The sequence below is a fragment of the Nocardia sp. NPDC005745 genome (assembly GCF_040630775.1).
In the GTDB taxonomy this organism is placed as follows: domain Bacteria; phylum Actinomycetota; class Actinomycetes; order Mycobacteriales; family Mycobacteriaceae; genus Nocardia.
In genome coordinates this window covers 86,694-106,436 of sequence record NZ_JBEXYF010000004.1, presented here as the reverse complement: position 1 = coordinate 106,436, position 19,743 = coordinate 86,694, and the positions used below count along the sequence as shown (strand labels likewise).

The following is a 19,743-nucleotide window of genomic DNA, read 5'->3' as shown; positions in this document are numbered from 1 at the left end:
TCCAGCATTCCCGAAACCCCGCGCGGCGGCAACTCGAAGCGGGCCGAAATCCTTGCCCGCCAACGACTCGGTGCTCGCGCCCACATCACACGGCGATCATCCGGCGCTACCGGCGCAGGTGGCCGAGGCGCTAGCCGAAGTACCGGTGGAACCACGCCGTCAGCTCGGCTTCGTTCTTCGGTCCCTGGTCCGGGTGATCGGCGCGCAGCGCGCAGAAATGCCCGGCGATGCCGAACTTCTGGTGGATCAGGAACAGGCAGCTCGGGCCGAGCGCGGGATCGGTGTTCGGATAGCAGAAATAGCGGCCCAGGACATTGCCGTTCTGTCGCCAGACGTCGTCTCCCGGGTCGCCGCGACCGCACACATGTCCCGAGAACTGCCCGCGGTTCGCCTCGTACAGGTACATCGCGGACTCCTGGTCGGGGAACCCGTAGAACTCCGCGGACGGGAATCCGATCTTGGTGCCGCAGGCCAGCACCGCGTCCACCGGACCGGGCGGCGGGTCGGAGTGGCGGCAGTTGGCCGGGCCGAAATCACCGGCCAGATGGTTGAGCACCGCGCGATCGGCCTGCGTGAAGTAGTCCGGATCGCGGGCGAGATCGGCGGTGCGGAACGAGAAACCGTTGCGCGCGGCCACATAGTCGCGGTACTGCTGCTCGGCAGGCTCCCAGATGTACACCGCGGCCGCCAGCGCCCGCTCGTCCGTGACCAGCAGCGCGGGCCGTGGCGCGGTGGGATCGTCCACCTTGCTCAGGAAACACGACTTGCGGCCGACTTCCGCGCCGTCGCGCAGCATCGGTCCGTCCGTCCCCGGCGGGTCGCCGGGGCAGTTACGTCCTTGCAGGCCCGCCAGCAACGCCGAGGTGTAGCCGCGCAGTTGGTCGACGTTGCGGAATCGCAGGAATCGCGCCGCGGGATCGCTGGCGGCCGGATTCGCGGTGCAGAAGACGACGGCGGCGGTGGGCGGGTCGGGGTCTTCGTGCACGCAGTTGGCGCGTTTGTAGCCCGACGGGCCAACCAGCGACAGCAATTCGACGTCCGGGCCGTTCGGAGCGCTCGCGTCGGGAACGGCGGTGCCGGTGTTCGGCCGGGTCGCCTCCCAGCCGAAGAAGCCGAGGGTGGCGGCGAGCAGGACGACGCACAGCAGGGCGAGCACGCGGAGTACGCCGCGGCGGCGCGGTCGCTCGCCGTTGTCGCCGCCCGGCCCCGTTGGCACGGCCGTCGCACCCGACCGGTCCGGTGGTGGGCCTGCATCGGTCACCGCGTCACCCGCCGCGGAAGTCGCCTGCGTAGGGGCTTCGGCCACCGCCGCCTGCGCGGCCGCCCCGAGTTCACCCGCCGTGGTGTACCTCGCCTGCGGGTCCTTGGCCATCCCGCGCGCGACCACCTCGTCCAGCCGGTCGGGCAGTCCCGGACGGCACGAGTGCGGCCGCGGCGGCGGTTCGAACAGGTGCGCCGAGATGATCTGCGCGTCGGTGTCCTTCGGGTACGGCCGTGAACCGGTCAGGCACTCGTAGAGCACGCAGGTCAGGGCATAGATGTCGGCGGCGGGAGTGACCACGCGGGAGTGGAACCGTTCCGGCGCCATGTAGTGGAACGATCCGATCGCCGAGCCGTCGCTGGTGAGGCTCTCCCCGGTGGCCGACTGGGCGATCCCGAAATCCACCAGGTAGGCGAAGCCATCCGGGGTGAGCAGGATGTTGTCCGGCTTGATGTCCCGGTGCACCAAGCCGTCGGCGTGCGCGGCGTCCAGCGCCGCGGCGACCTGCCGGACGATCGCCACCGCCCGCTCCGGATCCAGCGGCGCCCGCTCGGTCAGCAGCGCGCGCAGGCTGTCGCCGCCGACCAGGCGCATGTCGATGTAGAGCCTGCCGTCGATCTCGCCGTAGTCGTGGATCGGGATGATGTGCGGTTCCTGCAACCGCGCCGCGACGTGCGATTCGCGCCGGAACCGTTCCCGGAACACCGGGTCGTCGTGCAGCCGCTCGGGCAGTACCTTCAGGGCGATGGTGCGGTCCTTGACGGTGTCGTAGGCCTCGAATACCTCCCCCATGCCGCCACGACCGATCAGGCGATCCAGGCGATACGGCCCGAACCGCGTACCCACCTCGAGCGTCTGACGTCGCGTCGTCATCTCGTCCTCCGTGACGGGGACCCGGAGGGTGTCCGGCGCGATCCGAGCCGGACGCCTCCCCGGGGCCGTGACCCGGGTTCCCGCGCTCAACTGTAGGCCGCGCGGACCCCTTCGGCAGGCGTATCGCGCAGCGGGCCGGTCAGCCGCCGGTTCGCCTTCCCGGGCACGTCTACGCAGGTCCGAAGCCCGGGCGAGCAGTCGAACTCGTGGACGAGGCAGTCCTCTGCCGCTCCCACCCACGCCGCAGCGCGAAAACAGCCCGCCGAGATCACTCGGCAGCCTGCAACGCGTCCTGTACCTGTCCGGCAGTGGTGACGCGGGCCGCCGTCGTCAATCCCGCCCCTCGGGCGGGCGAGGGCGGCGATGCAGGGCGAGCTGGATCTGCAACAGCAGGCGGTCGGCCGGGTCGTCGAGGTTCATCCCGAGAATGTCCTCGACCCGGCGGAGCCGGTAGCGCAGCGTGTTCGGATGCACGCGCAGCGCCGCGGCGGCGTCGCGCACGTCGCCGTGTTCGCGCAGATAGGTCTCGACACTGTCGCGCAGGCTCGCGGAATGCTTGCGGTCGTAGTCCAACAGCGCGCGCAGCCGCGGATCGTGCAGCTCCGTCCGTGCACCGACGAGATCGAGGGTCTCGCCGAGCAGCACCGCCGTCCGCGCCTCGGCGAGGGTGGTCACCCGCCTTCCCGGCGATGCCGCGAAGGTGCGGTCCAGGACCCGGTCGACCTCCGCGCGCGCGTCGGCCACCCGGCCGAGATCAGGGACCGGACAGGCGATCGCGGCCCGCAGCGAGAGCGCGCGCTTGGCTTCGAGCTGCTCGATCAACTGCCGTGTCCAAGCCGTCACCGCCTGCGCGGAACGGTAGGCGGGCAGCAGTACGTAGACGCGGTCACCGATCGTGGTGGTCACCGAGTCACCGCGGAAAGAGGAGGCGCGCAGGCGCAGAACGCCGCCCACCGCAGCCGGCTCGGCGCCCGTCGCCCGCTCCCTCGCCATGAGCGCGAACCCGATCACCGCCGCAGGGCCGGTGGTCGGCAGGTGCAGCGCGTTCACCACGGCCGCGGCGTCGGTCACGGGCCCGCTCGCACCGAACAGCCGCCGGATCAGCAGCGCCTCGGTGGTGGGTGCGTCGAGACTGCGGGAGATCAGTCGTCCCGCGATGGCCGCCGCGCCGCGCAGGATCTCGGCCGCGTCCGGCTTGAACGGCCGGCCGCCCTCTTGCAGCCAGATCGCGCCGAGCACCCGAGCACCGCGCGTGTGCGCGTCCGTGGGACGGCGGATGCCGATCACCAATCGGCGCTTGATGTTCAGCTCGTCGTGCGCGGGCACGTCGACGACCTCGTCGGTGTCGCGCAGACGATCGAACACCCCCCAGCGCCGCAGCAGGGTCAGATACTCCCGCGGCCCCTCGCGGCCGAGGATCGATCGCACCCGCAATTCGTCGGCGTTCTCGTCGGAGGCCGAGTACGCGAGCACATGCGATCGCGGGTCCTCGATCGACACCATTCCGCCCGCGTTGTCCGCGATCATCTGCGCCAGCGCGAAGAGGTCGATATCCGCGGCGACCTGATCACCTTCCCCGGCCACGTTCCCGTCCTTCGGCCAACTCGACAACGCACTTGCCCCATCTTTGTCTGATTGGCTCATTCTCCGGGCAGTTTTCCGGTGTTGACTTCTGATTGCCGGAAATCCACCTGATAGTAGGAGGTCTCATGGATGCCGTCGTGTCCCCGCCCCCGCCGGTCAACGAGCCGGTGGGCAGCTTCGCGCCGGGCACGGCAGAACGCGAGCGCCTACGAGTGAAGCTGGCCGAACTCGCCGCGACCCCGACCGACGTCGCCCACGTCATCGGCGGTGCGCACCGCCGGGGTTCGGGTGAGCGCGTCACGGTGGTGCAGCCGCACCGGCACGCCGCCGTCCTGGGCACACTCACCACGGCCGGACCGGGCGAGGTCCGCGACGCCATCGCCGCGGCCGGCGCGGCGGCGCCGGGATGGCGCGCGCTGCCCTTCGCCGAGCGCGCCGCGATCTTCCTGCGCGCGGCCGACCTACTGGCCGGACCGTGGCGCGAAACCATCTCCGCCGCAACGATGTTGGGTCAGTCCAAGACGGCCTACCAGGCCGAGATCGACACCCCCTGCGAATTGGTCGACTTCTGGCGGTTCAACGTGCACTTCGCGAGCCGGATCCTGGCGGACCAGCCGATCTCGGCGCCGGGGGTGTGGAATCGGGTGGACTACCGGCCGCTCGAGGGCTTCGTCTACGCGATCACGCCGTTCAACTTCTCCGCCATCGCGGGCAACCTGCCCACCGCGCCCGCGCTGATGGGCAACACCGTGGTGTGGAAGCCTGCCGTCACCCAATCGGTGGCCGCGTACTGGACGATGCGGCTGCTGGAGGCGGCGGGACTGCCGCCCGGCGTGATCAATATGGTGCACGGCGCGGGACCCGAGGTCTCGGAGGTGGCGCTGGCCGATCACCGGCTCGCGGGCATCCACTTCACCGGGTCCACCGCTACCTTCCGGCACCTCTGGCGCACCGTCGCGGCGAATCTCGATCGCTACGATTCCTATCCGCGCCTGGTCGGTGAGACCGGCGGCAAGGACTTCGTGGTGGCGCACAGCTCCGCCGATCCCGAGGTGCTGAGCACCGCCCTGATCCGCGGCGCGTTCGACTACCAAGGCCAGAAGTGCTCGGCCGCCTCACGCGCTTTTCTCCCGCGATCGCTGTGGGACCGGATGGGCCACGAGTTCATCGACCGAGTTGCCGCGCTCAGCTACGGCGACGTCACCGACTTCGGCCACTTCGGCGGAGCGCTCATCGATCGGCGCGCCTTCGACCGGAACACCGACGCCCTGGCGCGCGCCAAGGCCACCCCCGGCCTGACCATCGCCACGGGCGGCCACGCCGACGACAGCGTCGGCTACTTCGTCGAGCCGACCGTCCTGCTCGGCGACGACCCGGCCGACGAGGCGTTCCGCACCGAGTACTTCGGCCCGATCCTGGCCGTGCATGTCTACGACGATTCGGTCCGCGGATCGTTCGAGTCCACGCTCGACCGGATCGATCGCGGCTCGCCCTACGGCTTGACCGGCGCGATCATCGCCCAGGATCGCGCGGCGATCGGCACCGCGCTCGACCGGTTGCGCTTCGCGGCGGGCAACTTCTACATCAACGACAAACCCACCGGCGCGGTCGTCGGCCAGCAGCCGTTCGGCGGGTCGCGCGCGTCCGGCACCAACGACAAGGCAGGCTCGGCACAGAACCTGCTGCGCTGGACTTCCGCTCGCACGATCAAGGAAACCTTCGTCCCCGCGACCGACCACCGCTACCCGCACCAGGAGTTGTGATGGCCTTCTCCGGACTGCTGCGGCCCGCCGTGCTGGCGGCCTCCCGTTCCCCGCGCGTCGAGCGCGCGATCACCCGCATGCCTGCCACCAAGAAGATGGTCGACCGTTTCGTCGCGGGCGAGACCGAGCGCGACGCGGTCGCCGTGTCCTCGGCGCTGCTCGGCTCCGGCCGGTTCGTGAGCGTCGATTACCTCGGCGAGGACACCACCGATCTCGACAGCGCCCGCGGAACCGTCGCGCACTACCTGCGGCTGCTGTCGACGCTGGCCGACCTGAGGGCCGTGGACGAGGCGCCGGTGCCCCGGCTGGAGGTGTCGCTCAAACTCTCTGCGCTCGGCCAGCGGCTTCCGCAGAACGGATACGCCATCGCGCGCGAGCACGCCTACGAGATCTGCACGGCGGCGAAGGCCGCCGGGGTCTGGGTGACCGTGGACGCCGAAGACCACACCACCACCGAATCGACGCTGGCGATCGTGCGCGAGCTGCGGCTGGACTTTCCCTGGCTCGGCACGGTCTTGCAGGCCTATCTCAAACGCACCGAGGAGGACTGCCGGACCTTCGCTGGTCCGGGCGCACGGATCCGGCTGTGCAAGGGCGCCTATCGCGAACCCGCGGCGGTGGCCTACCAGAGCCGCTCCGCGGTGGACGAGTCCTACCTGCGTTGCCTGCGGATCCTGATGGAGGGCAAGGGCTATCCGATGGTGGCCACGCACGACCCGGCGCTGATCGGCGCGGCGCTGGGCCACGTGCGCGAAAGCGGCCGGAAATCCGGCGATTTCGAGTTCCAGATGCTGCACGGCATCCGCGACGCCGAACAGCGACGCTTGGTGGGAGCGGGCTACTCGCTGCGCGTCTACGTGCCCTACGGTGACCAGTGGTACGGCTACTTCATGCGCAGGCTGGCCGAGCGCCCGGCCAACATCGCCTTCTTCTTGCGTTCCTTCGGCCGCGACCGCTGAGCGGGAGAGCGAACTTTATTTTCTTCCGCTGACCGATCCCACCTCCCTGTGGTCGTATTGAGGTGAGCACGCAGTGGACGAAAGGACCGATATGTCCCTCGCGCGGTTACGCACCCAGATGACGCGCCGGAAGCCGCTCGGTGCGGTCGAGGACGAAGGCGCTCCCGCGGACGAGCAGCTGTCCCGATCGCTGGGCCTGTGGCAGCTCACCGCGATCGGCGTCGGCGGCATCATCGGCGCGGGCATCTTCACCTTGGCGGGCGCGGTCGCGCACTCGGTCACCGGACCTTCGGTGTTGATCTCGTTCCTCATCGCGGGTGTGGCCAGCGCCGCCGCCGCGCTGTGCTACGCCGAATTCGCCGGGATGGTGCCCAAAGCCGGATCCGCCTACACCTACGGATACGTGTCGCTCGGCGAGATCGCGGGCTGGTTCATCGGCTGGGACCTGCTGCTGGAGTACGTCGCGGTCGCGGCGGTGGTGGCCATCGGCGTGTCCGGGTATTTCAAATTCCTGCTGGAGCAGGTCGACATCACGCTGCCGGATTGGATGATGGGCGCCGCGGGCACCGGCGACGGCCATGTCGTCGACGTGTTCGCCATGCTGTTCTGCCTCGGCACCGCCTGGCTGCTCTCGCGCGGCATCCGCAGCGTCGGCCGGTTCGAGACCGTAGCCGTCGGCATCAAGGTCGCCCTCGTCGTGCTGATCATCGTGCTCGGCGTGTTCCATATCGACAGCTCGAACTACACGCCCTACTTCCCGTTCGGCACCGGCGCGGTGTGGACGGGCGCGGCCACCGTGTTCTTCGCCGTGTTCGGCTACGACGCGATGAGCACCGCCGCCGAGGAGTCCACCGACGGCAAGAAGCACCTGCCGAAGGCGATCATCTATTCGCTGGCCATCGCCATGGCGCTCTACGTGCTGGCCACCCTGGTGCTGACCGGCATGCAGAAATACACCGAGATCAGTCCGACCAGCGGATTCTCCACCGCCTTCGAGTCGGTCGGGCAACCGGGCGTCGCGAACATCATCGCGGTCGGCGCCATCGTCGGCATCGTCACCGTGGTGCTCACCTTCATGCTCGGAGTCACCCGGGTCTGGTTCGCCATGAGCCGCGACGGCCTGTTGCCGGAGTGGTTCGCCAAGACCCATCCGGTCCGGAAGGTGCCCACCCGGGTGACCTGGATCGTCGGCATCGGAGCGGCGCTGATGGCCGGGTTGCTGGACATCACCGTGGTCGCCGAACTGACCAATATCGGCATCCTGATGGCGTTCATCGTGGTGTCCGTCGCCGTGATCGTGCTGCGGCGCACCCGCCCCGACGAGCCGCGCGAGTTCCGCCTGCCGTTCATGCCGGTCGTGCCGCTGATCGGCATCGGGTTCTCGGTGTACCTGATCTGGTCGCTGCCCTGGGAGACCTGGGCACGTTTCGTGATCTGGCTATTCGTCGGCCTGATCGTCTACTTCGCCTACTCACGCAACCACGCCGAACTCGAGCGCACCCGCCCCACCGCGGTGGAAGGTCCGGCGACCTCCTGACACGCCGCATGGAACCGAACGGGCTCACCAGGCGATATCCATTGCAGAATGGTCGTTCGACTGCATGAGTCGGGAAAGTCGGCATCGGCGACGGCCGCGCGGCGCGAGCCCGGAAGGAGCGGTAGCGGATGGATCTCCAGGAGGTCGTCTCGTCGGGGGTGCTCGAACAACGCGAACTGCTGGCGCAGCGCGCGCTCACCGCGGAACAGTTGGTCGAGGCGACGCTCGACGGTATCGATGCCGCCGCCGACCTCGGCGCCTTCACCCACGTCCTGCGGGACGAGGCCAGGGCCGAGGCCGTCGAGCGAGATCGCGAGCGCGCCGCGGGCGCCACGGTCGGCCCCTTGCACGGGGTGCCGGTCGCGGTGAAGGACGAATTCGACGTCGCGGGCGTGGTGACCACCTTCGGTACCAGAGCCAACTCGACGCCCGCCGTGGCCGACGCCGAAGCGGTGCGCAGGCTGCGCGCGGCCGGGGCGATCATCGTCGGCAAGACCGCGATGCCGGAATTCGGGCAGTGGCCGTTCACCGAGTCCAGCACCTTCGGCGTGGTCCACAACCCGTGGGACCCGCGCCGTTCGGCCGGGGGTTCGAGCGGCGGGTCCGCCGCCGCGGTGGCGGCCGGTCTGGTGCCGGTCGCGCTCGGCGGCGACGGCGGCGGTTCGATCCGGATCCCGGCGGCGTGCTGCGGATTGTTCGGCCTCAAACCGCAACGCGGGCGCGTGCCGATCGCCCCGAACGAGCATCTGTGGTGGGCGCTGGGGGTCGCCGGGCCGCTGACCCGAGGCGTGCTGGACTCCGCCGTGGTCTACGACGTCATCCGCGGCAGCAGCCCCACCGACCGATTCCGGGCGCCGGATCCGGCGACCTCGTTCGAGGCGGCGGCGCGCGGACCGGCCCGGCCGTTGCGCATCGGCTACAGCACGAAATCACCCATCCCTTTGGTCAAACTCGATCCCCAGCATGTCCGCGCCGTCCGCGACACCGCGAAGCTGCTCGCCGAGCTGGGCCATACCGTGATGGAGATCGACCCCGCCTACCCGGATTCCACGCACGCCTTCTACCCGCAGTTCTTCGGCGGCGTGCGCGCCGAATTGCCGGAGGTGGATCACCCGGAACTGCTCGAACACCGCACCAGGCAGACCCTCACGCTGGGCGCCTGGGCGCGCAGGCCGGTCGTCGAATGGGCGATCCGGCGCGGCGAGGCGGTGGCGCGTAAGGCCGATCGCATCTTCACCGAGTGCGATCTGCTGCTGACCCCCACCATCGCGATCCGCCCACCCCTGCTCGGTGTGCTCGACGGGGCGAACACGGTGCGCGCTCAGCTCGCCTCCGTTCCGATGGTCGCCTACACCGCCATCTGGAACGTCACCGGCCACCCCGCCGCCTCCGTGCCCGCCGGTGTCGGCGACGACGGGCTTCCCCTGTCGGTTCAGTTGGTCGGCCCTACCAACGGCGAGACGACGATCCTCCCGATCGCCGCGCAGCTCGAGCAGGCGCGCCCGCATCCGCGTCCGGGGCTCCGATCTGCCGGATGACAGACGCCGATTCACTCGGCGCCTCGTAGCCGGGCACGGCCGCAGCGCCTGCCGCGGAATGCCGGTCGTCCCACACCCCCGCAAACCCGCCGCGAAGCCCGTCCGTAGGATACAACTTGTGTCTAAGACGTATTCATCGGCTGAGCAGGCCTATCGTGCCGTGAAGGAGCGGATCCTCTCCGGCGCGCTGGCCGGGGGCGAGCTGATCAGCGAGGGCGAGATCGCCGCCGATCTGGGCACCTCCCGCACGCCGGTGCGCGAGGCGTTCCTGCGGCTGGAGACCGAGGGCTGGATGAAGCTTTACCCCAAACGCGGCGCGCTCGTGGTGCCGATCCCGCCCGACGAGGCCGAGCATGTGGCGCACGCCAGATACGTGGTGGAGGTCGCGGCGGTGCGCAGCGCGACGGCGAACGACACCGGCATGCTGGTCGAGGCGCTGCGTTCCTCGATCGAGCGGCAGCGCGGCTTGGCCGCCGGGGGCGACCTCGACGCCTTCGCTCTGGCGGATACGGACTTCCACCGCACCTACGTCCTGGCCGGTGGCAATCCACTGCTGTCGGGGTTCTACGACTCGCTGCGCGAACGTCAGCGCCGCATGAACAGCGTCGCCCTGCGCCGCGGCCCGGTCGACATCACCCGGATCATCGAGCAGCACGTCCAGCTGGCCGACCTGGTCGCCGCGTCGGACGCCGACGGGTTCGCCGACGCGCTGGTCGAGCATCTGTCCGGCGTGCACCAACTGCAACTCCGCGGCCGGTGATGGCCACACTCACCGTCACAGCGCCCCGCGCATCGGTCGTCTCCGGACGGTGGCGCGGCGTCGCGGCCGCGATGTTCGCGATCGCCTGGGGCGGAAACGAATTCACGCCGTTGCTGGTGATGTACAAGAACAACGGCCTGGCGGCCACGACCGCCGATCTGCTGCTGTTCTACTACGTGCTCGGCATCGTGCCCGCGCTGCTGATCGGCGGTCCGCTGTCGGATCGCCACGGCCGCCGCGCCCTGCTACGGCCCGCGCCGCTGATCGCCGCGACCGGATCGCTGCTGCTCGCGTTCGGGTCGGGGTCGGTACCGGTGCTGTCGGCGGGGCGGGTGCTGTGCGGCGTCGCGCTGGGGCTGGCGATGGCGGTCGGCGGCAGCTGGCTCAAAGAGCTGGCGCAACCGCCCCACGGTCCGCGGCTGCCCGCGGGCACGGGCGCGCGCCGCTCCGCGATGAGCCTCACCGGCGGCTTCGCCCTGGGCGCTTGCTGCGCCGGCGTGCTGGCGCAATGGGCACCGTGGCCGAACTCCTCGGCGTACCTGATCAACGTGGGCCTGTGCCTGATCGCCGCCGTGTGGGTCAGGCGTGCGCCGGAAACCGTCCCGTACCGCCGCGATCCGCGTCGGCTCCGTGATGACCTGCGGATTCCCACGACCGGGCACCGACGCTTCCGCATGGTGGCGATCCCGGTCGCCTTGTGGCTGTTCACTTCCGGCGCGACCGCGTACGCGGTGCTGCCCGCGCTGATGGCACCGCGAGTCGGCGCGGCGCCGATCGCGTTCTCCGCCCTGCTGTGTGTCACCACACTGGGCTGCGGATTCGCGATCCAGTCCGTCGCGCGGCGGATCGACCGGCCCGGAACCGCGCGGACGGCCGTAGTGGCGCTGAGCTCGGTCACGGTCGGGATGGCCCTCGCGGCGGCGGCTTCTGGCCTGCTGACCCTGTGGGCGACTCTGGCCGCCGCCGTGGCGCTCGGGGCCGGCTACGGCATCGGTCTGGTGGCCGGGCTGCAAGAGATCGAGCGCATCGCCCGCCCCGACGATCTCGCCGGGCTGACCGCAGTGTTCTATTCGGTCAGTTACCTCGGTTTCGGCACTCCGGCACTGTTGTCGTTCCTGCACGACGCCTGCGGCCTCGGCTATCCGGCGATGCTCGGCACGGGCGCGCTGGCGGCGGCCGGATGTCTGGGCCTTGTGCTGCGCGACTACCGCGACCGACCGTCACCCGGCGGCGGGCTCACCCCTTCGGCGTCAGCAGGACCAGCGGAATCTCGCGGGTAGTCTTCGTCTGATAGTCGGCGTAGTTCTTCGCCGCGGAGGTGACGCGGGGCCACAGCGCCGCCCGTTCCTCGGCCGTGGCCACCCGAGCCGTCATGGGCACCTTCGGCCCGCTGCGCACCGATACGACGACGTCCGGATTGTCGCGCAAGTTCAAGAACCACGCCGGGTGCACGGGGTCGCCGCCGCGGGAGGCGACGACGACGTAGGTGTCGCCGTCGACGACCGGGGCCGTGAGCATCACCGCGTGCGGCCGACCGGATTTGCGGCCGGTAGTCGTGAGCTCGAGCGACGGCATGCCACCGAACTCGTTGCCCAGCTTCCCGAAACTCACCTTCAGCAGGGCGCGATGCACTGTATTCATAGTCTTCAGCGCGAAATTCGGGGGCATGCGATCCTCACGATCGGCTCGACAGGTGGTCCGGCTCACCGCCTCGCAGCGGAAAGCGGTGAATCGGACTCTACTCGAATCGGCGCGGCCCACTCAGCGCGCGGACCATCCCGACCAGCGCGCCACATCGATGGCGATCACCGGCCCCGGGGGCGGCTGTCGTTCGTACTGGGGATAGCGCGCGGTCAATCGGCGGATCGCCGCTTCCGCCTCGGCGCCCTCCGCGATGCGGGCGTCTCCGTCGGCGCGGGCCCACCACAGCTGGGTCCAGTCGTCACCGTAGCGGTCGACGAGCACGGTGACCGCCGGGTTCGCCGCGATATTCGCCAGCCTGCGCAGCGCGGTGGTCGTCTTCGGCTTCGCGTCCACACTGGTGTAGATCACCTCGCCCGCCACGACGAACACGATGGGCACCAAATGCGGTCGCGCCCGCGCCGAAATGGTCGCCAACCGCGCGACCGGACTGGTCGCGAATCGTTTGCGCGCCTCCTCGGAATTCAGTCGCACACCCATCTCCTCGAGGCCGTAGTCCCCGTAAATCGGGGATCGAGTCGGTTCCCTCCCCTATGCAACCGGACATTTGCCGTGAAATCACGGCGATCGACTGCTCCCACGCTACGGTCGAGTGAATGTTTGACCCGTCAGAGGCAAAAGTCCCCAGAAGGTGGAGGCGGTCGTGAACATCGATATCACTGCCCGGCTGAACCTAGCGTTCGAGATGTGGGAGCGCGCGCACGGACGCCCGCTCGCCGACGATACGGTCGAGATGTGGGTGACCGCAGCCGGGTACGACCTGGAGCCAGGTTACCTCGCGCGCGTCCGGCGCGGACAGCTCACCACGCTGCCCGAGCAGGCTCGCGCCGGGCTGGCCCATGTGTTCGGGCTCGACCCCAACTACTTCGTCTTCGACCCAGGGCCCGATCGGGACGACGACGCCGAAGTGATCGCGCACCTGGACAATTCGGCCCTGCGCCGCCTCGGGCAGGCCGTGAACGGCGTGTCGCTACGCACGCTGCTGTACCTCGAGTCCGTCGCCGAAGTACTGCGCGAGGCCGACGGCCTGCCTCCGTGCGAGCAAACCGCACAACTCTGATCGAACGACAGCGGCTCGGTTTCGGCCCCCGGCTCGGCAAGCCCGGCGGGCCGGCCACACCGCGGATTCCTCGGCGCACTCGCGCCGTACGCCACTCGCCGATGCGGCCGCCGAGCGCGCCGATGATCTGATTTCCGATATCACGTCGGTATTACGGCTGCCCGCACGAGCGCAGGCCGCCGTCGGTGAATTCCAGGCAAACGAGAATTCGGCAATTCCGCACTGACCGCACTGCCGCGACGCGCTTTTCGGCCGTCGCCAGCGCAATCCGAGCATCGCCACGGCAGCGCGAATTTCCGCCCTTACCGCGTGCTCCCGGAAACCATCCGAGTGGCGCCGCACCGCCCCTCCCGCTATGCTCGGGCCGCGAAGTTTCGAAAATGCTTGTCGGTCTGCGTATTTGGGGGATGGGGCACGCAGAAGGGGGCAACGATGCCATTTCCCGGCGGTGAGCGCGAGTGCGGAAGTACTGAACTTGTCAGAGTTGTTGAATGCGGCGGCGAATGAGTCCGGCGAAGACCCTGTTCGCCGACCGAAACCGCCGTACGCGACATTGTCGGTCTGCGTTATCGCGACCGGGGCCCTCCTGGCGGCGGCGGTGTACTACGCACCCGTCGAATTCCGTATTCCACTCGCCGCGGGCGCCACCGCCGCGGCCGTCGCCCTGTGCGCCGCGGTGACGGCAGCGGTCCACTTCCGCGGGCAAGCCCGGCACGCCCGGCGGGATGCCCGCCGCGCCCGCGACGGGCGCGCGTTCGCCGCCGCGGGCGCGCAAGCCGAGGTCACCGCCGCGACCGAGGCGGTCGCCGCATCCGAAGCCCGGGCCGACAGCAGCGAGAACCGCCGCGCCGCGGCCATGGCGGCGTTCGCGGGCGCGGCCGGCCGCATGCAGGCGATGACCACCAGCATGCTCGCGGAGCTGCGCGAGATGGAGCACCGGCACGGCGATCCCACCGTGCTCGCCGATCTGCTGCAACTGGATCACCACACCGCCCAGGCGGGCAGGCTGGCCGACAGCATCGCCGTGCTCAGCGGCGCGCGATCCGGCCGCCGGTGGGCCAAACCGATTGCCATGGAATCGATTCTGCGCGGCGCGATGGGGCGCGTCGCGGGTTATCAACGGGTACGGCTGCGCGCCGTCGCCGACATCGCGATCTCCGGCCACGCCGCGGAAGGCGTCATGCACGCGCTGGCGGAGCTGCTCGACAACGCCTGCAACTTCTCCCCGCCCACCACCGAGGTGCACGTCTACGCCGCCGAGGTCCCTGCGGGCGTCATCATCACCATCGAGGACAGCGGATTGGTCATGAGCGAGTCGGCGCTGCGCCGCGCCGAGGCGGCGGTGGCGGCCACCGGGCCGAACGCACGCGGCGCCGGCGTCGACCTGTCGTCGCTGACCGGGACCCGGCTCGGCCTCGCCGTGGTGGGCAATCTCGCGCGCAAGCACGGGCTCACCGTCTCCTACCGGCCCTCCGCCATCGGCGGCACCGCCGTGGTCGTGGTCATCCCGCGGGATCTCACCACCCGCGCGGAGCGGCCGCAGGCGTCCACCGTCACCGGCACGCTGCCCGTCGTACGCGCCCACAACACCGCGCCGCCGGAGCGCACGCACGCCGATCCGGAGCCCGTGCGATCCGCCTCGGCGCGGCCGTCCACCGCCGAGAACGCGCCAGCCGACGCGAGCCCCGCGCTGCCCAAGCGCCGCCGTGGCAGCACGCTGGCCGCCGTCCATCCCGGCGGGCTCGCCGCACCGGAGCCCGCCGCGCCGACTCCCCCCGCGGCACGCCCCGACTCGCTCGGCGCGTTCCAGCGCGCGGTGAGCGGGCCCGCGACCGGCCGTGCCGCCACCCCTACCCCCGCCCCTTCCGGCTCCGTGGAGAACGAACTATGACGACCTCCGAGACCGCTCGGCTGAGCTGGCTGTTGGAACAGCTGCTCACTCGCACCCCGCGCACCAGGCATGCCTTGCTGCTGTCCAGCGACGGGTTGAAGATCTGCCACACGCCCGAACTCACCGTGGACGGGGCCGACCAGCTCGCCGCCATCGCGGCGGGCATCCAGAGCCTCTCGCACGGTGCGTCGGTGGAGTTCGGCGACGGCCGGGCCGGGGTGCGCCAGTCGATGACGGAGTTCTACGGCGGCATCCTGTTCATCGTCGAAGCCGGGCTCGGCGCGCACATCGCAGTCGTCGCCGCCGAGGACGCGGACGCGGGACTGGTCGGCCACAACATGCGCGAACTGGTGGAGCAGCTGGGTGAGTACTTGGCGGCCGCGCCGCGCTTCCCGGGAGCGGGCGTGTCGTGACCAGGCCAGTCCGCGACGACGACCCCGATCGGCTCTACACGCTGACCGGTGGCCGCAGCATGCCGGACTCCGACACCTTCGATCTGGTCACCCTGGTGGTCAGCGAGTGCGCGCCGACCGCGGGCATGCAGTCCGAGCACGTGGCGATCCTCGATCTGTGCCGCGCCCCGACCGCCGTCGTGGAAATCGCCGCCCAGCTGCGGATTCCGGTCGGCATCGCCACCATCCTGCTGTCGGACCTGCTGCACGCGGGCAAGATCACCGTGCGTCCGCCGCTGGCCGGCCCGCCCGGCTCGCCCTGGCACTCCCTGCCCGACACCACGACGCTGGAGAAGGTGCTCGTTGGACTTCGCAAACTCTGATCCGCGCCCGGCCCGCGCGGACGCGCCCCTGCATCGTGCGACCACGCGGGGACTGAAGATCGTCATCGTCGGCGGTTTCGGCGTGGGCAAGACGACGATGGTCCGGGCGGTCAGCGAGATCCGGCCGCTGGACACCGAGGCGATCATGACCGACGAGGGGCTGGGCATCGACGATCCCAGTGGCGCGCCGGGCAAGTCGACGACGACCGTCGCCTTCGACTTCGGCCGGATCACCATCGATGACGAACACGTGCTCTACCTCTTCGGCGCACCGGGGCAGGAGCGGTTCCGGTTCCTCTGGGACCGGCTGTTCACCGGCGCGCTCGGCGCGATCGTGCTGGTCGACCCGCACCGGATCGCCGACTCCTGGTACGCCGTCGACCGGCTGGAACACCAGAAGACACCGTTCGTCGTCGCCTGCAACGACTTCGGCGGCGGCCACCGCCCCGACGAGGTGCGCGACGCGCTCGACCTGGATCCGCACGTGCCGGTGATCGGCTGCGACGCCCGCTCCCGCGAGTCCGGCAAGGGCGTCCTCATCACCCTCGTCGAGCACCTCTACTCCCTCGCCCCGCCCCCGGCGGCCCGGCGCCCCCTGCTCCCGACTCCGGAGGCCGCGTCATGACCACGCCCGCGCCGAGTTCCACCGACAGCTGCCCCGTTCACGCCGCCCCGGTGACGTTGAGCGGCCCGCGTTTCCATACCGATCCGCACCAGCTCTATCACGAGATGCGCCGCGAGCACGGCCCGGTGGTCGCCGTCGAGTTGCCCGGCGGCGTCCCCGCGTGGCTGGTCATCGGCTACCGGGAAGTGCACCAGGTGACCAGCGATCCCGAATTGTTCCCGCGCGATGTCGGCCGATGGAACCAGTGGCCGAACATCCCGCCGGACTGGCCGCTGCTGCCGATGGTCGGGCAGCCGATGCCATCCATCTATTTCACCGCGGGCGCGGAGCACCGCAGGCACGTGGCGATGGTGGAGCCGGCGCTGGAGGCGGTCGACACCTTCGGATTGCGCCGCGCCTGTGAGGATCTGGCCGACCGCTTGATCGACGCGTTCTGCGGCCGGGGTGAAGCGGAACTGGTCGCCGATTTCGCCGAGCCGCTACCGGTGCTGGCGCTCGCGCGGATCCTCGGTTTCCCCGACGAGGACGGACCTCAGGTGGCGTGGACGATGAAGACCCTCGCCGACGGCGGGTCCGATGCCCAGGCCGCGCATCAGCAGTTCGCGGAGCACATGCAGCGCCTGCTGGCGAGCAAGAAGGCCACGCGGGGCGCCGATCTGGTGTCCTGGATGCTCGCGCATCCCGGTCCGTTCACCGATCAGGAATACGTCCTCGATCTGATGGCGATCACCGCCGCGGGGTATCTGCCCACGGCCGACTGGATCGGGAACTCGGTGCGGCTGATGCTCACCGACGACCGGTTCGCCGCCGCCCTCGGCGGCGGGCGCCACAGCGTCGGCCAGGCGATGAACGAAGTCCTGTGGGAGGACACGCCGACTCAGATCCTCGCCGGGCGCTGGGCCGCCCGCGATACGCGTCTGGGCGACAAGGTGATCCGCGCCGGGGACATGCTGTTGCTCGGCTTGGCCGCGGCCAATGCCGATCCGCATGTGCGCCAGCACGTCTCCGACGGCGCCGAGCCCGCGCACACCGGCAACAGCGCGCATTTCGCGTTCAGCTACGGCGAATACCGCTGCCCCTTTCCCGCGCAGGAGATCGCCGAGGTCATCGCGCGCACCGGCATCGAGGTCCTGCTCGACCGGCTGCCCGACCTCGATCTGGCGGTACCCGCCCGGAATCTGGTCCGGCGACCGTCGGCCTTCCTGCGCGGCATGACATCCCTGCCCGTCCGCTTCACACCCGTTCGCGCCGTCGGAGGTACCCCGTGAGCACCGAATGCCCGCACGCAGCCACCCTTGTCATCGATCCGATGGTCGGCGACCTGGGCGCGGAGACCAGCCGGCTACGCGCCGAAGGCCCGCTCGCCCGGATCGAACTGCTCGGCGTGCCCGCCTGGACCGTCACCCAGCACACGCTCGCCAGGCAGCTGCTCGTCGACACCAGGCTGGTCAAGGACATCAACGCGTGGTCGCTGTGGCAGTCCGGCGCGGTGACCAGGCAGTGGCCGCTGATCGGCATGATCGACGCGGGCCGCTCCATGTTCACCGTCGACGGCGCCGAGCACCGCAGGCTGCGGATCAAGACCACCCAGGCGCTGACCAAGCGCAGGCTCGACGCGCTGCGGCCGACGATCGAGCGGATGACCGCCGAACTGCTGGACGATCTCGCCGAGGCCGGCCGCGAGGGCGCGGTGGCCGACCTCAAGACGGTGTTCGCCTATCCGCTGCCCATGCGGGTCATCAGCGAGCTGATGGGCGTGGACCGTGCCGATCATCCGATGCTGCTCGACCGGTACAAAGCGTTCTTCTCCCTGCTGACCCCGCAGGAGGAGCGACTGCGGGTGATCGACGAGCTGGACCTCTATTTCACCGACCTGGTGCGCAAGCGGACCGCCGACCCGGCCGACGACCTGACCAGCGCTTTCATCGTCGGCGGCGACGGCACCGAGGCGCTGACCGAAGAAGAGGTGGTGGGCAACCTGAAGGCACTGGTGGCCGCCGGGCACGAGACCACCATCGGCCTCATCCTCAACGCCGTGCGCGCCCTGCTGGGGCGGCCGGAACAGCTGAACGCCATCCGCGCCGGTGATCTCACCTGGGAGGCCGCGGTGGAGGAGACCCTGCGCTGGGACAGCCCGGTGACGCACCTGCTGATGCGTTTCGCCACCGAGGACATCGCCGTGGGCGACACCGTCATCGCGCAGGGCGAGGGCGTGGTCATGTCCTACCGTGCGATCGGCCGGGATTTCGCCGTGCACGGTCCGGACGCCGACGACTTCGACGCCTCCCGAGCGACCGCCAACCGCCATTTGGCTTTCGGATACGGTCCGCACATCTGCCCCGGCGCGGCCCTTGCCCGCCTGGAAGCAGGGATCGCGCTGCCTGCCTTGTTCGCCCGCTTCCCCGGCCTGCGCTTCGCCGTGCCGGTCGAACAGATCCGCAATCTCCCCGTGCTCACCCAGAACGACCTCGAAGCGTTCCCGGTGTACCTCGGGAACTGATCCGAAGCGCCGGTTGTTGCCGTGCCTATGACCGGCGAAACTACGGCGGCGCCGCACCGGCGCGCCCAGCTCCGTGACTTCCTCCGCACCCGCAGAGCACGGCTCACCCCGCACGACGTCGGTCTGGCGGCGGTGGGCCGGCGGCGGACACCCGGCCTGCGCCGCGAGGAGGTCGCGATACTCGCCGGGGTGGGCGTGTCCTGGTACACGTGGCTGGAGCAGGGACGCGATATCACCGTGTCGGCGGAGGTCCTCGACGCGGTCGGTGCTGCACTGCGCCTTTCCGGACCGGAACGGTCGCACCTGTATCTGCTCGCCGGTCTCAATCCGCCGCCGCCCGGCCCGTCCCGCGACACCGAGGTCACCCCTGAGCTGCACCGGCTGCTCGACGCGTGGGGATCGCGCCCGGCGGTACTGCGTGACCGCTACTGGAATCTGCTCGCGGTCAACGACGCGGCACGAACTGTCTTCGGATTCACCGACGCCGACCACAACTGCCTGATCAGCTTTTTCACCAACGCCGGGTATCGAGCCATGCACGTGGCGTGGACCGCGATCGCGCCCGCGGTCGTGGCCGCCTTCCGCGCCGACGCGGCGCACGCCCCCGGCGATCCCGAGTTCGCCAGGGTGGTAGGCGAACTCACCGCCGCGAGCCCCGAGTTCGCCCGGCTGTGGGCCCGCCACGACGTGGACGCCGCCGTCCAAGCCGTGAAGGCGGTGCGCCATCCCGAAGCCGGTGACCTGCTGTTCGACACGACCACCCTCGCGGTGGCCGACCATCCGGACTGGTTCCTGGTGCTCTACAACCCGCAACCCGGCACCCCCAAGCGGGTCGACGGGCTGATGCGCAGCCGACTCGCCCCGGCGTGACCGCAACCTGGTGGTGCCACACCTAGGTCAACTGGACACTGTTCGC

Annotated in this window: 18 protein-coding genes; 14 read left to right on the top strand and 4 right to left on the bottom strand. The window is 70.2% G+C overall.

Annotation, left to right across the window (positions count from 1 at the left end):
- Positions 1-130: 130 nt before the first annotated feature.
- Together ABZ420_RS06235 and ABZ420_RS06230 are read right to left on the bottom strand one after the other, a co-directional pair.
- Entirely contained in the window at positions 131-2,134 is a 2,004-nt protein-coding gene (locus ABZ420_RS06235) for a serine/threonine-protein kinase (protein WP_357117634.1), read from the bottom strand.
- 330 nt (positions 2,135-2,464) lie between these two features.
- Positions 2,465-3,718, bottom strand: coding sequence for a helix-turn-helix domain-containing protein (locus ABZ420_RS06230; RefSeq protein ID WP_357117630.1), 1,254 nt, complete (start codon positions 3,716-3,718; stop codon positions 2,465-2,467).
- Positions 3,719-3,843: 125 nt separating this feature from the next.
- Between ABZ420_RS06230 and pruA the strand changes: the two genes are divergently transcribed.
- From pruA to ABZ420_RS06200, 6 genes are all read left to right on the top strand, one after another.
- The gene (gene pruA, locus ABZ420_RS06225) at positions 3,844-5,481 is read left to right on the top strand and encodes an L-glutamate gamma-semialdehyde dehydrogenase (RefSeq protein ID WP_357117627.1); all 1,638 of its coding nucleotides are present in this window, start codon (positions 3,844-3,846) and stop codon (positions 5,479-5,481) included.
- Complete coding sequence (locus ABZ420_RS06220) at positions 5,481-6,440, top strand: proline dehydrogenase family protein (RefSeq protein ID WP_357117624.1); 960 nt, start codon at positions 5,481-5,483, stop codon at positions 6,438-6,440. The genes pruA and ABZ420_RS06220 overlap by 1 nt, the downstream gene beginning before the upstream one ends.
- A gap of 91 nt (positions 6,441-6,531) precedes the next feature.
- Positions 6,532-7,977 carry an amino acid permease gene (locus ABZ420_RS06215; RefSeq protein ID WP_357118083.1) on the top strand — a complete coding sequence of 482 codons (1,446 nt, stop codon included), beginning with the start codon at positions 6,532-6,534 and terminating at the stop codon, positions 7,975-7,977.
- A 128-nt stretch (positions 7,978-8,105) separates the two neighbouring features.
- A complete protein-coding gene (locus tag ABZ420_RS06210) occupies positions 8,106-9,515 on the top strand; it encodes an amidase (RefSeq protein ID WP_357117622.1) in 1,410 nt (469 codons plus the stop codon).
- A 118-nt stretch (positions 9,516-9,633) separates the two neighbouring features.
- Positions 9,634-10,275 carry a GntR family transcriptional regulator gene (locus ABZ420_RS06205; RefSeq protein ID WP_357117619.1) on the top strand — a complete coding sequence of 214 codons (642 nt, stop codon included), beginning with the start codon at positions 9,634-9,636 and terminating at the stop codon, positions 10,273-10,275.
- Entirely contained in the window at positions 10,275-11,555 is a 1,281-nt protein-coding gene (locus ABZ420_RS06200) for an MFS transporter (protein WP_357117616.1), read from the top strand. The genes ABZ420_RS06205 and ABZ420_RS06200 overlap by 1 nt, the downstream gene beginning before the upstream one ends.
- Here the strand turns inward: ABZ420_RS06200 and ABZ420_RS06195 are convergent.
- Together ABZ420_RS06195 and ABZ420_RS06190 are read right to left on the bottom strand one after the other, a co-directional pair.
- Positions 11,512-11,943, bottom strand: a complete 432-nt coding sequence (locus tag ABZ420_RS06195) for a nitroreductase family deazaflavin-dependent oxidoreductase (RefSeq protein ID WP_040866404.1) — start codon at positions 11,941-11,943, stop codon at positions 11,512-11,514. The two genes, ABZ420_RS06200 and ABZ420_RS06195, sit on opposite strands and share 44 nt — an antisense overlap.
- 93 nt (positions 11,944-12,036) lie before the next feature.
- The gene (locus ABZ420_RS06190) at positions 12,037-12,444 is read right to left on the bottom strand and encodes a TIGR03668 family PPOX class F420-dependent oxidoreductase (protein ID WP_357118081.1); all 408 of its coding nucleotides are present in this window, start codon (positions 12,442-12,444) and stop codon (positions 12,037-12,039) included.
- A 175-nt stretch (positions 12,445-12,619) separates the two neighbouring features.
- Between ABZ420_RS06190 and ABZ420_RS06185 the strand changes: the two genes are divergently transcribed.
- The 8 genes from ABZ420_RS06185 (at position 12,620) to ABZ420_RS06150 (ending at position 19,697) form a co-directional block, all read left to right on the top strand.
- A complete protein-coding gene (locus ABZ420_RS06185) occupies positions 12,620-13,036 on the top strand; it encodes a hypothetical protein (protein WP_357117613.1) in 417 nt (138 codons plus the stop codon).
- 598 nt (positions 13,037-13,634) lie between these two features.
- The gene (locus ABZ420_RS06180) at positions 13,635-14,927 is read left to right on the top strand and encodes an ATP-binding protein (protein ID WP_357117610.1); all 1,293 of its coding nucleotides are present in this window, start codon (positions 13,635-13,637) and stop codon (positions 14,925-14,927) included.
- Entirely contained in the window at positions 14,924-15,340 is a 417-nt protein-coding gene (locus tag ABZ420_RS06175) for a roadblock/LC7 domain-containing protein (protein ID WP_040866307.1), read from the top strand. Before ABZ420_RS06180 ends, ABZ420_RS06175 begins: the two co-directional genes overlap by 4 nt.
- The gene (locus ABZ420_RS06170) at positions 15,337-15,702 is read left to right on the top strand and encodes a DUF742 domain-containing protein (RefSeq protein WP_357117607.1); all 366 of its coding nucleotides are present in this window, start codon (positions 15,337-15,339) and stop codon (positions 15,700-15,702) included. The genes ABZ420_RS06175 and ABZ420_RS06170 overlap by 4 nt, the downstream gene beginning before the upstream one ends.
- Before the next feature lie 52 nt (positions 15,703-15,754).
- Entirely contained in the window at positions 15,755-16,327 is a 573-nt protein-coding gene (locus tag ABZ420_RS06165; protein ID WP_357118078.1) for an ATP/GTP-binding protein, read from the top strand.
- Complete coding sequence (locus ABZ420_RS06160) at positions 16,324-17,595, top strand: cytochrome P450 (protein WP_357117604.1); 1,272 nt, start codon at positions 16,324-16,326, stop codon at positions 17,593-17,595. Before ABZ420_RS06165 ends, ABZ420_RS06160 begins: the two co-directional genes overlap by 4 nt.
- Positions 17,592-18,827: a cytochrome P450 gene (locus ABZ420_RS06155; protein WP_357117601.1), complete on the top strand. Its 1,236-nt coding sequence runs from the start codon at positions 17,592-17,594 to the stop codon at positions 18,825-18,827. Before ABZ420_RS06160 ends, ABZ420_RS06155 begins: the two co-directional genes overlap by 4 nt.
- A 27-nt stretch (positions 18,828-18,854) precedes the next feature.
- Positions 18,855-19,697, top strand: coding sequence for a helix-turn-helix transcriptional regulator (locus ABZ420_RS06150; RefSeq protein WP_357117598.1), 843 nt, complete (start codon positions 18,855-18,857; stop codon positions 19,695-19,697).
- Positions 19,698-19,743: the final 46 nt, after the last annotated feature.